This window comes from Microbispora sp. H10836, from assembly GCF_012999525.1.
In the GTDB taxonomy this organism is placed as follows: Bacteria; Actinomycetota; Actinomycetes; order Streptosporangiales; family Streptosporangiaceae; genus Microbispora.
Genome location: NZ_JABBWU010000002.1, coordinates 100,526 through 115,475 on the forward strand (window position 1 = coordinate 100,526; position 14,950 = coordinate 115,475).

At 73.2% G+C, this 14,950-nt stretch carries 10 protein-coding genes; 5 read left to right on the forward strand and 5 right to left on the reverse strand.

What is annotated here, in order from left to right:
* Positions 1 to 55 precede the first annotated feature (55 nt).
* Positions 56 to 3,982: an ATP-dependent RNA helicase HrpA gene (hrpA, locus tag HHX30_RS05260; protein WP_169980011.1), complete on the forward strand. Its 3,927-nt coding sequence runs from the start codon at positions 56 to 58 to the stop codon at positions 3,980 to 3,982.
* Positions 3,983 to 4,037: 55 nt separating this feature from the next.
* Here the strand turns inward: hrpA and HHX30_RS05265 are convergent, their stop codons facing one another.
* The gene (locus HHX30_RS05265) at positions 4,038 to 5,570 is read right to left on the reverse strand and encodes a gamma-glutamyltransferase (protein WP_169980013.1); all 1,533 of its coding nucleotides are present in this window, start codon (positions 5,568 to 5,570) and stop codon (positions 4,038 to 4,040) included.
* Positions 5,571 to 5,620: 50 nt separating this feature from the next.
* Between HHX30_RS05265 and HHX30_RS05270 the strand changes: the two genes are divergently transcribed.
* Positions 5,621 to 6,289, forward strand: a complete 669-nt coding sequence (locus tag HHX30_RS05270) for an HAD family hydrolase (RefSeq protein WP_249349703.1) — start codon at positions 5,621 to 5,623, stop codon at positions 6,287 to 6,289.
* On the opposite strand, the gene HHX30_RS41310 is transcribed toward HHX30_RS05270, so the two are convergent.
* A complete protein-coding gene (locus HHX30_RS41310; protein WP_211591620.1) occupies positions 6,290 to 6,742 on the reverse strand; it encodes a MarR family winged helix-turn-helix transcriptional regulator in 453 nt (150 codons plus the stop codon).
* 64 nt (positions 6,743 to 6,806) lie between these two features.
* Between HHX30_RS41310 and HHX30_RS05280 the strand changes: the two genes are divergently transcribed.
* On the forward strand, positions 6,807 to 7,934 hold the full coding sequence (locus tag HHX30_RS05280) for a serine hydrolase domain-containing protein (protein ID WP_249349747.1): 1,128 nt from the start codon (positions 6,807 to 6,809) through the stop codon (positions 7,932 to 7,934).
* Positions 7,935 to 7,963: 29 nt separating this feature from the next.
* Here the strand turns inward: HHX30_RS05280 and HHX30_RS41315 are convergent, their stop codons facing one another.
* A complete protein-coding gene (locus HHX30_RS41315; protein ID WP_169980017.1) occupies positions 7,964 to 8,533 on the reverse strand; it encodes a hemerythrin domain-containing protein in 570 nt (189 codons plus the stop codon).
* Between the two features lie 126 nt (positions 8,534 to 8,659).
* On the opposite strand from HHX30_RS41315, the gene HHX30_RS05290 reads away from it, so the two are divergent.
* Positions 8,660 to 9,160 (forward strand): hypothetical protein, encoded by a 501-nt coding sequence (locus HHX30_RS05290; RefSeq protein ID WP_169980019.1) that lies wholly within the window; start codon positions 8,660 to 8,662, stop codon positions 9,158 to 9,160.
* A gap of 13 nt (positions 9,161 to 9,173) precedes the next feature.
* Here the strand turns inward: HHX30_RS05290 and HHX30_RS40525 are convergent, their stop codons facing one another.
* Together HHX30_RS40525 and HHX30_RS05300 are read right to left on the reverse strand one after the other, a co-directional pair.
* Positions 9,174 to 10,670 (reverse strand): serine/threonine-protein kinase, encoded by a 1,497-nt coding sequence (locus HHX30_RS40525; protein WP_211591621.1) that lies wholly within the window; start codon positions 10,668 to 10,670, stop codon positions 9,174 to 9,176.
* A gap of 36 nt (positions 10,671 to 10,706) precedes the next feature.
* Entirely contained in the window at positions 10,707 to 12,020 is a 1,314-nt protein-coding gene (locus tag HHX30_RS05300; RefSeq protein ID WP_169980021.1) for an SGNH/GDSL hydrolase family protein, read from the reverse strand.
* Between the two features lie 238 nt (positions 12,021 to 12,258).
* Here HHX30_RS05300 and HHX30_RS05305 point away from each other — a divergent pair, with 238 nt between their 5' ends.
* Entirely contained in the window at positions 12,259 to 14,823 is a 2,565-nt protein-coding gene (locus HHX30_RS05305) for a tetratricopeptide repeat protein (protein WP_169980023.1), read from the forward strand.
* Positions 14,824 to 14,950: the final 127 nt, after the last annotated feature.

Genomic DNA, 14,950 nt, shown 5'->3' on the forward strand with positions numbered 1-14,950 from the left:
CGCCGGAAAACGGCTGGCAGATCGGCGGGGGGTGTTGCCTATCCTTGAGCATGGAATGAACACGCTCGCCGATCTCCAGGCCCGCCTTCCCGACCTGATGCTGCGCGACCGGCGCAGGCTGCGCCGCCGTCTCGACGGCATGCGCCGGGTCCGCGACCGCGCCGCCCGCCAGTCCGTCGTCGAGGAGATCGCGGGGGATGTGGAGGCCGCGGAACGCCGCGTGGCCGCGCGCCGCGCGGCCGTCCCCGATCTCCGCTACCCCCCCGAACTGCCGGTCAGCCGGCACAAGGACGACCTGCTCGCGGCCATCAGGGACCACCAGGTCGTGATCGTGGCCGGTGAGACCGGCTCGGGGAAGACCACCCAGATCCCCAAGATCTGCCTGGAGCTCGGCCGGGGGGTCCACGGGCTCGTCGGCCACACCCAGCCGCGTCGCATCGCCGCCCGGACGGTCGCCGAGCGCATCGCCGAGGAGCTGTCGATCGAGCTGGGGGAGGCGGTCGGCTACAGGGTCCGCTTCACCGATCACTCCAGCGACGGGACCCTGGTCAAGCTCATGACCGACGGCATCCTGCTCGCCGAGATGCAGACCGACCCGCTCCTGCTGCAGTACGACACGCTGATCATCGACGAGGCGCACGAGCGCAGCCTCAACATCGACTTCATCCTCGGCTATCTCAAGCAGCTCCTCCCCAAACGGCCCGACCTCAAGGTGGTCATCACCTCCGCGACCATCGACCCCGAGCGGTTCGCCCGGCACTTCGCCGGCCCCGGCGGGGAGCCGGCGCCCGTGATCGAGGTGTCCGGGCGCACCTACCCGGTCGAGGTGCGCTACCGCCCCGTCGACGAGGACGACGACCAGACCCAGGCCATCGTCGACGCCGTCGACGAGCTGTGCGCCGAGGGGCCGGGCGACATCCTGGTCTTCCTCAGCGGCGAGCGGGAGATCCGCGACACCGCCGACGCGCTCAAGGGCCGTCCCGAGGAGGTCCTGCCGCTGTACGCGCGGCTGTCGGCCGCCGAGCAGCACCGGGTCTTCCAGTCCCACCGGGGGCGGCGGATCGTGCTGGCCACCAACGTCGCCGAGACCTCGCTGACTGTGCCGGGCATCAAGTACGTGGTCGATCCGGGCACGGCGCGGATCTCCCGCTACAGCCATCGGCTGAAGGTCCAGCGGCTGCCGATCGAGCCGATCTCCCAGGCGTCGGCCAACCAGCGCAAGGGCCGCTGCGGCCGTACGTCGGACGGCGTGTGCATCCGGCTCTACTCGGAGGAGGACTTCCTCTCCCGGCCGGAGTTCACCGACCCGGAGATCCTCCGTACGAACCTGGCGAGCGTCATCCTGCAGATGACCTCGCTCGGCCTGGGGGACATCGCGGCGTTCCCGTTCGTGGAGCCGCCCGACAGCCGCCAGGTCAGGGACGGCGTCAACCTGCTGATCGAGCTGGGCGCCCTCGCGGACAGGGGCGCGGCCCGGGAGGCGGGGAAGGGGACGCAGCTCACGCCGCTCGGCCGCAAGCTGGCCCAGCTCCCGGTGGACCCCCGCCTCGCCCGGATGGTGCTGGAGGCGGAGAAGAACGGCTGCGCCCGCGAAGTGATGATCATCGCGGCCGCGCTGTCGATCCAGGACCCGCGCGAGCGGCCGGCCGACAAGCAGCAGGCGGCCGACGAGAAGCACCGCCGGTTCGCCGACAAGGAGTCCGACTTCCTGACCTACCTCAACCTCTGGAACTACCTGCGCGACAAGCAGAAGGAGCTGTCGTCCGGCGCGTTCCGGCGGCTGTGCAAGGCGGAGTTCCTCAACTACCTGCGCGTGCGGGAATGGCAGGACATCGACAGTCAGCTCCGCCAGGTGGCCAGGACGCTGAACGTCGTACCCAACAGCGTGCCCGCCGATCCCCAGCGCGTCCACCAGTCGCTGCTGGCCGGCCTGCTGTCGCACATCGGCGTCAAGGACGTCGTCGACAAGCGCAGGCAGGAGGGCCGCCGGCCGATCACGGAGTACATCGGCGCCCGCAACGCCCGCTTCGCGATCTTCCCCGGCTCGGCCCTGGCCAAGGCGCAGCCGCAGTGGGTGATGTCGGCCGAGCTGGTCGAGACGTCCCGGCTGTGGGCCCGGGTCAACGCCAAGATCGAGCCGGACTGGATCGAGCCCCTCGCGCAGCACCTGGTCAAGCGCACCTACAGCGAGCCGCACTGGGAGAAGGACCAGGCCGCCGTGGTCGCGCTGGAGAAGGTCACGTTGTACGGCGTGCCGATCGTGACCGAGCGGAAGGTCAACTACGGCCGCATCGACCCCGAGCTGAGCCGGGAGCTGTTCATCCGGCACGCGCTGGTCGACGGCGACTGGCGGACCCACCACAAGTTCTTCCACGAGAACCGCAAGCTGCTGGAGGAGGTCGAGCGGCTGGAGGAGAAGGCCCGCCGCCGCGACATCCTCGTGGACGACGAGACGCTGTTCGACTTCTACGACCGGCGGATCCCGGCCGACGTGGTCTCGGGCAGGCACTTCGACAGCTGGTGGAAGACGACGTCGCGGGACAAGCCCGACCTGCTGACGTTCTCGCCGGAGATGCTGGTCAACGACAGCGCCGGGGTCAGCGCCGGGGACTACCCCGACGCCTGGCGGCAGAACGGCCAGCGGATGCGGCTGACCTACCGCTTCGAGCCCGGCGCGGTGGAGACGGGTGAGGCGGACGGCGTGACCGTCCACATCCCGCTGGCCGTGCTCAACCAGGTCGACCCCACCGGCTTCGACTGGCAGATCCCCGGTCTGCGTGAGGACCTCGTCACCGCGCTCATCCGGTCGCTGCCGAAGAACCTGCGGCGCAACTTCGTGCCCGCCCCCAACTACGCCAAGGCCGTGCTGGAACGCGTACGGCCCGGCGGCGAGCCGATCCTCGAGGCGCTGGAGCGCGAGCTGCGGGCGCTGACCGGGGTGGAGGTGCCGCGCGACGCGTGGGCCCTCGACCAGCTCCCCGCCCACCTGCGGATCACCTACCGGGTGATCGACGACCGCAAGCGGACGGTGGGCGAGGACAAGGACCTGGAGGCGCTCAAGCGGCGGCTCGCGCCCAAGCTGCGCGCCACGCTGTCGAGGGCCGCCGACGACCTCGAACGCGACGGCCTGCACGGCTGGACGATCGGCACGCTGCCGAAGGTGTTCGAGCAGGGCAGGCTGCGCGCCTACCCGGCCCTGGTGGACGAGGGCACGAGCGTCGCGGTGCGAATGTTCGAGACCGAGCGGGAGCGCGACCGGGCCATGTGGGCGGGCACCAGGAGGCTGGTGCTGCTCAACGTGGTCAACCCGGCCAAGGCCATCCTGCGGACCCTGACCACCGCGCAGAAGCTCGCCCTCAGCCGCAGCCCGCACGGCGGGGCCGCCGCCCTGTTCGACGACTGCACGGCGTGCGCCGCCGACAAGCTCATGGCGCAGGCGGGCGGGCCCGTCTGGGACGAGGCCGGGTTCGAGCGGCTGCGCGACCACGTGCGCGCCTCGCTGTTCGAGACGACCGAGGAGGTCGTCTCCCGCGTGGAGCGCGTCCTGGCGGTCTGGCACGCGGCGCAGAACCGGCTCGGCGCGCTGGGCGGCGGCGTCGCCGACCTCAAGGCCGACATCGCCGACCAGCTCGACGGGCTGGTGCACGACGGGTTCGTCACCGAGACGGGCTACGACCGGCTGCCCGACGTGCAGCGCTACCTGCGTGCCGTCGAGCGCCGCCTCGACAAGCTCCCCGACGATCCCCATCGGGACCGCGAGTGGATGCACCGCGTGCACGACGTCGAGGACGAGTACCGCGACCTGCTCGACCGGTTGAAGCCCGACGAACGGGACGCCAAGGCCGTACGGGACATCCGCTGGATGATCGAGGAACTGCGGGTGAGCTTCTTCGCCCAGCAGCTCGGCACTCCCACCCCGGTCTCGGACAAGCGCATCCGCAAGGCCATGCAGCAGGCCGAGTCCGCCGCCCGGGCCGGGTGACCTGCGTCGCCGATCTGGGCGGCGGGGACTCAGCGACACGGGTCGGCGACACGGCTCAGCGGCCGAGCGCGGCGCCGATCAGTGCGCGGGGGTCGGCCGCCCCGGCGAGCACGCCCGACGGCAGGACGTCGATCAGGTGGGCGTGGCCGAAGTTGGAGCCGTACTCCATCGTCTCGACGGTGTGGCCGCGCTCGCGCAGGCCGTCCGCCCACGGCGCGCCCTCCTCGACCTCGACCAGCGGGACGGACCGCCAGGTGTCGAAGCCGGTGCCGCCGGTGCCGAGCTCCCAGCGCGGCGCGCCGATCACCTCGCCGGGCGTCTGGCCGTTCGCGAGCAGGCGGGTGACCAGCTGCAGCAGGATCTGCGGCTGCGCGTCGCCGCCCATCGTGCCGAGGACCGTGCGCAGCGCCCCGTCCGGCCGGGTGACCAGCGCCGGGGACAGCGTGTGGGGTGGCCGGCGACGCGGGCCGTACTCCGCGGGGTGGCCGGGCGTGAGCGAGAAGCCGATGCCGCGGTTGTGCAGGTTGATCCCGGTGGTGGGCTCGAAGAGCAGGCTGCCGAAGCCCGATGCGTTCGACTGGATGAGCGAGACGCCCATGCCGTCGCCGTCGACCACGCACAGGTACGTCGTGTCGCCCGGCCCGGCGGGGACGTCGGGCAACGGGGCGCGCCTTTCGGGGTCGACCAGCGCGCTGCGGGCGGCGGTCGTGCCGAGCGGCGCCACGGCCCCCTCGTGCAGGACGTCGAGCCGGTCGTGCCCGGCCGCCCTGGCCGACTCCACCAGCAGGTGCGCCCAGCGCGGGTCGGCCGGGTCGGCGGGCGGGCCGAGCTCCGCGAGGATCTCCAGGGCCAGCAGGAGCAGGTAGCCCTGGGAGTTCGGCGGAACGCTCCAGACGCGGTGCCCGAACACCTCGACGCTCAGCGGCTCCACCCAGTCGGCGTTGGGCCGGGCCAGGTCCTCCTCGGTGTACTCGCCGCCGCCCAGCTTCAGCAGTCCCTCACCGAACTCGCCCTGGTAGAACCCCGCCCGGCCGCCCTCCCCGAGCGCGGTGAGGACCCTGGCGACGCCGGGCCTGCGGATCACGTCCCCGGGGCGGCGGGCGGCCGCGAAGTCCCCGGCCCCGGGCAGGGTGCCGACGAAGTCTCCGACGGGCCCGAGCAGCGGGGAGGCGGGGAAGCCCTCGGCCGCGAGGCGGATCGCGGGGGCCAGCAGGTCGGCCAGCGGCAGGCGGGCGTAGCGCTCGTGCAGCGCGAGCCACCCGTCGGCGCAGCCGGGCACCGGGACCGAGCGGATGTCGTACAGGTGGGGCATCCGGCCGAGACCCTCCGCCCGCAGCCGGGCGGGATCGGCGCCCGAGCCCGCCCGTCCCGAGGCGTTGAGCGCGCTCACGGCACCGTCGTGGACGAGGGCGAAAAGGTCGCCGCCGAGACCGCACATGTGCGGGGCGGTGACCGCCAGCACGGCGTTGGCGGCGATGGCCGCGTCCGCCGCGTTGCCGCCCCTGTCGAGGGTGGCGACGCCCGCCGCGGAGGCCAGATGGTCGACGGTGCACACCATGCCGTTCAGGGCATACCGAGTCTCGCTCACGTCCGGGGATGTTACGGCACCTCGTAGAGTGGCTGCCGTAATCAGGACGGATGGGGAGGACGTTCATGGTCCGGGCGCTCGTGTTCGACGTGGGGGAGACGCTCATCGACGAGACCCGGATCTGGTCCCGGTGGGCCGACCGGCTGGGCGTGCCGCGCCTGACCTTCATGGGCGTGCTCGGCGGCATGGCCGCACTCGACCGTGGGCACCTGGAGGCGTTCGAGCTGGTCAGGCCGGGGATCGACCTCGACGCCGAGATCGAGGCGTGGCGGCGCGAGGACACCGGCGGGTTGCGCGAGAACTTCGACGCCGACGACCTCTACCCGGACGTGCGGCCCGCTCTCACGGCCCTGCGGGAGGCCGGCTACGACCTGGTCGTCGCGGGCAACCAGCCGCCGCAGGCGTACGACGCGCTGGTCGCGATGGACCTGCCGGTCGACGGGATCCACACTTCGGCCGCCTGGGGCGTGGAGAAGCCCGACCCGGAGTTCTTCGCCAAGGTCGCGGCGGTCCTCGGCCATGAGCCCGGGCAGATCCTGTACGTGGGCGACCGGCTCGACAACGACGTCCTGCCCGCCGCGCGCGCCGGGATGCGGACCGCCCTGCTGCGCCGGGGGCCCTGGGGCTACCTCCACGCCGGCCGCCCGGACGCCGCCCGGGCCGACATCGTCGCCGACGGCCTCGCCGACCTCGTCCGCCTGGTCCCCGCACTCACCTGATCAGGGGCGCAGCCGGCGGGCGAGGAGTTCGCGCAGCGCGCCGGTCTCCTCCCCGAGGCGGTTGAGCGACGCGAGGAACTCCCCGGGCGCGTTCAGAAGGCCGAGCATCCGGGCGGACACCGCCTCGCGGGCGGCCCGGCCCGCCTCGACCGCGGCCCTGCCGTGCGGCGTCAGCTCGATGATCCGTGCCCGCTGGTCGCCGGGGTCGGTCCGGCGTGCCACGTAGCCGATGCGCTCCATCTCCGCCGCCACCTTGGAGGCGCCCTGCGGGGTCATGCCGAGCAGACCGGCCAGGTCGGAGACGCGTACGGGGCCGGCGAGCAGGTGCTGGAAGACGTACCCGTGCACGGTGCGCACCTGGTCGTGCCCGGCGGCGGCCATCCGGGCGCGCACCTCGGCGTCGCAGGCCGCGGAGAGGGCCGTGAACAGCAGGGTCAGATCGCTTGACACCACGTTCGGATACTCAAATACTCAACCATGGTTTCGCAACTTAGGTTGAAGAATTTGGAGGGTGTCCATGTGGTGTGATCCGGCCTTCGCGGCCGTCGCCGACGCGTTCCGGGAGACGGGCGGAGGAGCGGGAGGCGGCGCCGCCCTCGCCGTGTACGCGGGCGGGCGCCCGGTCGTGGACATCTGGCAGGGCACGGCCGACCGGGACGGCGTACGGCCCTGGGAACGGGACACGGTCGTCAACGTCTTCTCGGCGTCCAAGGGAATGCTGGCGACGCTCGCGCACCTGTACGTCCAGCGCGGGCTGCTCGACCTGGACGCCCCGGTGGCCCGTTACTGGCCGGGGTTCGCCACCCCCACCACTGTCGCCGACCTGCTCGCGCACCGGGCCGGGCTGCCCGCCGTACGCCGGGAGCTGCCGCCGGGCTCCCTGTTCGACTGGGACGCGATGACCGCCGCGCTGGCGGCCGAGAGCCCGTGGTGGACGCCGGGGGAGCGGCACGGCTACCACGCGGTGACCTTCGGCTGGCTCGTCGGGGAAATCCTGCGCCGGGTGGGCGGGCGGCCGGTCCGCGACCTGGTCCGTGACGAGCTGGGCGTCCCCGGCCTGTGGATCGGCCTGCCCGCCTCGGAGGCGGGCCGCGCCGCGTACCTCGCCCCGCCGCAGGCCGGGGACGATCCGCCGGCGGCGCTGACGAAGGCCATGTCCGAACCCGGCTCGATCACGATGATGGCCTTCGGCAACCCCGCCGAGCAGTTCACACCCGGTCTGGCCAACACGGCGCGCTGGAGGGCCGCCGAGATCCCCGCGTCCAACGGGCACGCGACCGCCAGAGCCCTCGCCACCCTGTACGGCCGGCTCGTGTCGTGCCGGAGGCGCGCCGCCGGAGGCGAGGGCGGCATCCTCGACCCTGACGTTCTGGGCCGGGCCGTAGCGCCCCGCAGCGAGGGGCGCGACGAGGTCCTGCTGGCGCGGACCAGGTTCGCACTGGGGTACATGCTGCCCTGCGAGATCCGGCCGTTCGCGCCGAACCCGCGCGCCTTCGGGCACAGCGGCTCGGGCGGGGCGCTCGCCTTCGCCGACCCGGACGCGGGGGTGGCCCTCGCCTACACGCCGAGCCGCCTCGTCGTCAGCGCGGCGGGGCCCGACCCGAGGTGGGAGCCCATGGTCGCGGCGCTGTACGCCTGCCTGTGAGACGTCCGGCGCCGCGACGGGGGAGGTCCTCAGCCCTGCTGCTTCTTCTGCCTGACGGCGGCGACGAGCTCGTCCTTGGTCATCCCGGACGCGCCTTCGATCCCCAGTTCCCTGGCCTGGTGCGACAGCTCGTCCTTGGTCCGCGAGCGCGGCTTGAGCGGGGCGGCCAGCACCTCGGCCTTCCGCTTGCTGAAGGCCTTGCCGAGCCGGACCCGCTCCTCGAAGGGGACGGCCTTCTCCAGGACCGGGAGGATGTCGTTCTCCTCCTCCTCGACGTGGTGCGTCACCGCCCCGATCAGCTCCTGCAGAAGCGTGTCGAACTCGGGGCCGTCCGGGTCGGTCTCCAGGAGCTGGGAGATCATCTCCTCGGCCTCGTGGTGTTCCTCCGCGCCGTGGTGGACCTCCTCCTTCTCCTCCGGCCGCCGCCTGGCGAGCGCGGGGTAGACCTCGTCCTCCTCGCCCTCGCTGTGCGCGACGAACTTCGCCGCCAGCTCCGCGAGCAGTGCCGGCCGGTTCTCCGGCATCTTCTGGAGCCGCTCGAACAGCGACTCCACGTCGCGGTGATCTTCCTTGATCAGGCTGATGACGTCGGTTGCCATGAGTTCCTCCTGTGCGTGGACGCGCTCGCACTACCCGGCGCCGCGGCGATCACACCGGCGGAGTACCGGCTCTCGTCCTTGTGCCTTCCAACCGGCTCACAAGCGCGGGACGCCACCCTCGACGCCATGAACCGTGAATCGGAGACGGGCCGCGCGCGTGTCGGACAATGGGAGTTCGCCTGGCATCCGGCGTGGTGGCTCGCCCTGATATGCCTGGCGGCGGCGGTGCTGCTGTTCATGTTCGTCGAACCCGCCGGCTGCTATGACTGCGCGCCCGGTCGCGTCAACCACGATCGGGCCGCCAGGGTCTTCACCGCCGTGGCGCTCGCCGCCTACTTCTGGGCATACGGCCAGTGGCACCGCCTGCGGCATCCCGGAAGCGAGACGTCCGACGCCGAGCGTGCGCTGGTCGCGCTCTTCGGCGTGATCCTGGCACTGGCGCTGTGGCCGTTGTCGCCGCCCGGGTGGCGGTGCGGCCCGCCCGCTGCCGTCTTCACCCCCTGGTACGGTGACCTGCCCATCCCATGCCAGAACTCTCTCGACCAGCGCCAGACCCAGCTCGCCCTGCTCGGACTGCTGGCGATCCCCCTCGCGGTCGGGGCCGCGAGGGCACCCGGGAGGTGCTGAGCCCGGGACGATTTCAGGAGTCCCTGGTAAGAGTTCCCTCGTAGGCGATCAGCCCGAGGTCGTCGGTGTGGCGGTAGGCGAGGGCGCCGCCCTTGCGGGTGAGCACGACGTCGCCCGGGACGCATCCCGGCACCTCCTCCAGGCGGAACGTGAGCGCGGAGCCGGAGCCGCCGGTCAGCCGCAGCGTGCCCTCGCACGAGTTCGCCGGCTCCTTCCACCTGCCCGCCTTCTCGCCGCGCTTCAACTCGATCTCGATGTCGTACTCGCTCGTGAGAAGGCCGGCGGTGGGCGCGATGTGACCCTGCCACTTGCCCGCGAACGCCTGCGGGATGGCCTCCTGGGCGGAGGCGGTCGTGGGGTAGGTCCCGTCCGTGCCGCCGGTCGGGGCGTCGGTGGCCGCGGCGCCGGTCGGCGTCGGGTCCCCCGCGTACGTGCTCTGCGCGGGGGCGCTCGCCGCAGGCGTGGGGGACGGGCCGGCCGACAGCGTGGCCAGGCGCGGGACCAGCAGCGCCGCGGTGATCCCGAGGGCCGCCACGACCGCGCCGGCCCCGGCCAGGACACGGGCGCGGGATCTCCCGCGGCCTCCTCCGGGAGCGGTCTCCTCTCCGGCCCGGCCCGCCGACGGCGACGTCACCGGCGACAGGGACGGGCCGTGCGGCGGTGCGGGCGCGGCGGGCGGGACGCCGTGCACGCTCGCGCCCGCAGGCAGCGGCCCGGGCGCGGTGCCGACCAGTTCGAGCAGCAGGTCGCGGGCGGCCGGGCGGGCGGCGGGGTCCTTGGCGAGGCAGCGTCCGACCAGCGCGCGCAGGGGCGGCGGCAGCTGCGTCAGGTCCGGGAAGGTCGTCATGATCCGGTGCAGCACGGCGGCGACGTTGTCGGCGCCGAACGCCGCCCGGCCGGTCGCCGCGAAGACGATCGTCGCCCCCCACGCGAACACGTCTGAGGCGGGGCTGGCCGGATGGCCCGCGATGTGCTCGGGCGCCAGGTAGGCCGGGGTGCCCACCGGGCCCGCGGTGATCGTCTCGCTCTCGCCCTGCCGGGCGATGCCGAAGTCGACCACGCGGGGACCGTCCGGACCCAGCAGCACGTTGCCCGGCTTGAAGTCGCGGTGCACGATGCCCGCGCTGTGGATCGCCGCCAGCGCGGTCGCCGTCCCCACCGCGAGCCGCTCCAGCTCGCCGCCGCGCAGCGGCCCCGACGCGCTCACCCGCTGCTGGAGCGAGGGGCCGTCGACGAACTCGCTCACGACGTACGGCTCGCGCCCGTCCACCACCGCGGTGATCACCCGGGCGGTGCAGAAGGGAGCGACGCCGCGCAGGGCGTCGAGTTCACGCGACAACCGGGCCCGGACGACGGGGTCGAGCCCGGTCTTGAGCACCTTCACCGCGACCGGTGCGCCGTCGGGCGCGTGGCCCAGGTAGACGACGCCTTGGCCGCCCTCGCCGAGCCGTCCGCTGATACGGAACCCGCCGAGCGTACGCGGGTCATCTGGCTCAAGGGGGGCGACCATGGGTCACACCGTAGCGATCCCGCGGCCGGTCCGAAATCAGAGGAGGCGCAGGTTCACCGCGTCGGCGAGCGCGCGCCGCCCGGCGTCGCTCAGGTGCAGGTGATCACCCGAGTCGTACGAGAGGGCCAGTTGCTCGGGGAACTCGGGGTCGCGCACGGCCCGGTCGAAGTCGAGCACGCCGTCGAACGCCCCGCTCGTGCGGATCCAGGTGTTCAGCCGCTGCCTGATCTCCTCACGCTCCGGGGTCCAGGTGCCGAAGCCGTAGAACGGGGTGAGCGTGGCGCCCAGCACCTTGACCTTGCGGGCGTGCGCCTCGCGGATCAGCCGCTTGTACCCGTACACGATGGGTTTGATCGAGGTGTACGAACCCCGGGAGATGTCGTTGATCCCCTCGTAGACCACCACCGTGCGCACCCCCGGCTGGGACAGCGCGTCGCGGTAGAACCGGGTGACGCCGCTCGGGCCGACGTTGGGCCGCAGCAGCCGGTTCCCGGAGATGCCGGCGTTGAGCACCCCCATCCGCCGCGACGGCGCCTCGTGGGCCAGCCGCTGCCGCAGATAGTCGGTCCACCGGCGGTTGGCGTCGACGGCCTGGCCCGCGCCGTCGGTGATCGAGTCGCCGAACGCCACCACAGAACCGATCGTGGCCGCGCCCGCCTCCACCGCGAGGCGGTCGAGGAAGTACCACTGCGTGCTGGTGTAGGTGAAGCCCTCGCCGCTCTCCTCGGCCGTGTGGTCACCCGGGTCCGACAGATAGGTGGTGCTGTAGGCGCGTTCGTGCCCGGTGACCCCGTTGACCGTGCCGGGCAGGTGGAGGCTGACCACGACGGCGGAGCCGCCGGCGATCCGGCCGGGGATCGGGTCGCTCCAGACGGCCTGGCCCGGCGCCACCTTCACCGCCGCGCGCTCGCGGAAGGTCACCGGCCGGTTGGTGCCCGTGAGGATCTCCGCGCCGTACGCCTGGACGCCCACGTGGACGTTCGCGAACGTCACCGGCGCCGCGCCGAAGAGGTTGGACAGGCGAAGGCGCATCCCGCTGCCGCCGATGCTGGCACGCACGACCATGCGCACGGTCTGCCCGCCGAGTGCCGCCGGGACGCGGTAGGTCGAGGTGGTCCACGAGCCGACCAGGCGCCGCCGTACGGGCGCCTCGCCGCCGGGCCGCGGCGCGGCCTTCCGGTGTCCGCCGGCCGCCGCGGGTCTCAGCGCGGCGGAGGACGTGGGGTGCCGCCGGGCGGTCGCGGCCGTGGGGGACTCCGCGTGGACGGGCGCCGTGGGGAGCGCCACGGTCGTGCCGCTGACGGCGAGGGCGAGAGCGGCCATGGTCAACCGGTGAGCCGGCCGTGCCATCCGGGTCCTCCATGTGGGGTGTCGCTGCCTGGGGCGGGGTCCGTGGCGGCGGCGATCCCGATCGTCGCACCGGATCCGATGATCGAGAAGCCTCCGCGACGCCATACATTACGGCTGTTTGACGAACACTGGGTGAGAACTTGCCCGTCAGGCGCGGCGGTCGATCCCATTCTGGTTGAATCTTGACTGTAGCGTTGACCGTTCTCCGAGCCGTTTGACGTCCTGGAGGACCAGACGGATGCTCCCGTCCACGCGTGACGACGACGTCCCGGCGGCCCGGCCGCCCGCCCGCCGGCGTGGTTCGCTGGCCGCGCCCGCCCTCGCGGGCGTGGGGGCGGCCGTGGCGAGCGCTCTCGGCACCTCGCTCGACATCTGGACGCTGCCGGTGCCCGCCCGGGTGGCGATCACCGTAGTGGTGGCGGCGCTTGTCGGCACCCTGACCTGGGCCACGCTCGCGCCCCAGTCCGCGGAGTCCGGCCGGCGGGCGGCGAGGGGGACGCCGCCGCCCGCCGAGCTGCCGCCGGTCATCGCGCACTTCACTGGCCGGCGTGAGGTGCTCGCCGAGCTGCGCGAGCGGTTCGGCGCCCGGAACCGTCCTTCCGCGGGCGACCAGGACGCTCCGCTGGTCGTGTCGCTCTACGGGCGGGCCGGCGTCGGCAAGTCGGCGCTGGCCACGCGGTTCGCCCACGAGGTGATCGGCGAGTTCCCCGACGGCCAGCTCTACTTCGACCTGCGGGGCGCGGACGGGGCGGTGCGGCCCGAGGAGGTGCTCGCCGCGTTCCTGCGGTCCCTCGGTGTCCGGCTGACCACCGATCCCGGCGGCATCACCGAGCTGCAGAAGCTCTGGTGGACGTGGACCAAGGACCGGCGCGTCCTGATATTCCTCGACAACGCGCAGAGCGGTGAGCAGGTCAGGGTTCTGATTCCGCCCGAACCGGGCTGCGCCGTGATCGTCACGTCCCGGCAGCCGCTGTTCCTGCGCAACCGCTACGACCGGCAGCTCGCCGTCTTCACCGAGGCGCAGGGGGTCGAGCTGCTCGCCCGGCTCGCCGGAGACGAGCGCGTCGCCGCCGACCTCGACTCCGCCCTCGCGATCGTACGGCTGTGCGATCGGCTGCCGCTCGCCATCAGCATCTGCGGCGGCCGCCTGGCGACCAGGGAGCGGTGGTCCCTGCGGGAACTGGCCGACCGGCTCGCCGACGAGCGGCGCAGGCTCGGTCAGCTGGAGGTCGGCACGCAGATCGACCGCAGCGTGCGGGCCTCGCTGCAGCTCAGCTACGACGACTGCACCGGCATCCAGCGCCGGTTGCTGCGCCTGCTCGGCCTGCTGCCCGCGCCGGACGTGCAGGCGTGGGTGGCGGGCGACCTGCTCGGCGCCTCGGAGCTCGACGGCGCCGACCAGCTGGAGGCCCTGGTCGACGCGCAGCTGGCCGAGTGCTCGGGCCGGGACGCCGTCGGCCGGATGCGCTACCGCCTGCACGACCTGGTCCGGCTGTTCGCCAGTGAGGTCGCCGTACGGGAGGAGCCCGAGGACCGCCGCCGCGCCGCCATCGAGCGGGTCCTGTACGGCTACCGCCGCCGGGCGGAGAACGCCGCCACCGAGCGCTGGCCGCAGGACTGGCGGCGGCGCGGCATGCGCTCCGGCGCCGAGAGCGGAGAAAGCGGCGAGGTCTCCTCGGCTGCCTGGTTCACGGCCGAACGGCTCGCCCTGCTGTCCGCCGTCCACATGGCCGGGTCGCAGGAGCTGTGGGACCTCGCCTGGGCGACCGGGCGCGCCTTCTGCTCGCTGTGTCACTCGCTGCGCGCCTACTGGTCCGACTGGCGGGAGGTCGCCGACCTGGTCTGCGAGGCCGCCGAGCGCACCGGCGACTCCAGGGCCGTGGGGATCGCGCTGATGGAACGGGCGGCGGTCGTCGGCGGCAGCGGGAGATCCGCCGCGGCGAGGACGGACGCAGAGCGGGCGCTGGAGATCTTCACCGGTCTGGGGGAGTCGTGGTGGGCGGCGCGGGCCATGCGGACGGTCGGGATGACGCTGTTCGGCGAGGGCAACCTCGACCGCGGGCAGGGGTACCTCACCGGCGCGATCACCGCGTTCAAGGCCGAGGACGACCGCTGGTGGCAGGCGCGCACCCAGCGCAACCTGGCCGAGCTGCGCCTGGCCCAGGGCAGGCTCGCCGAGGCGAGGCAACTCCTGGAGGACTCTCTCGCGGTCTTCGAGAGCGGGGGCAACCGCTATTCGGAGGCGCAGACCCAGCGGGTGCTCGGGGAGGTGCTGGCCACCGAGGCTCGCGAACTGCTGAAGGACGGGGACGCCGCGGCGGCCGAACGGAGGTTCGTCCTTGCGGGCAACGCGCTGCGCTTCGCCATCCGGGCGTTCCACGAGCGTGGGGAGGAGTGGGAGGAGGCCCGCTGCCTGCGCGCCGCGGGCGAGATCGGCGACCCGCACAACGGCCTGCGCGAGTACGCCGGGGTGCGCCTGGCGAAGGAGACGCTCGAGAAGCTGGGGGACCCCTGGGGCGTGGCCAGAACCCGGTCCTCCGAGGGCGCGGCGCTGGCCAGGCTGGGCCGCGCCGACGAGGCGGTCGCCGCGCTGCGCGAGGCCGTGGGCGAGTTCGCGGAGCTGGGCGACCGCTGGTGGCAGGCACGCGGCCTGCGCACGCTCGGCGAGGTGCTGCTGGAGGCGGGCCGCAGGGAGGAAGCGCACGAGCCCGTCGCCGAGGCCTTGGAGATCTACCACAGCCTCGGCAACGAAACCGGCGTCTCGCGCGCCCAGGCCCTGCTCGACCGCGTCACCCGGACCTGACCCGACGCTCGCGACCGCCGCGGGCGCGGCGCTCGAGCCTCCTCAGGTGCGGAAGGGACCTTGAGACATGTAGCGGTATCGATGCGACAGCGGGTGCAGACCTTCACTCTGCACTCATCTTTCCGTC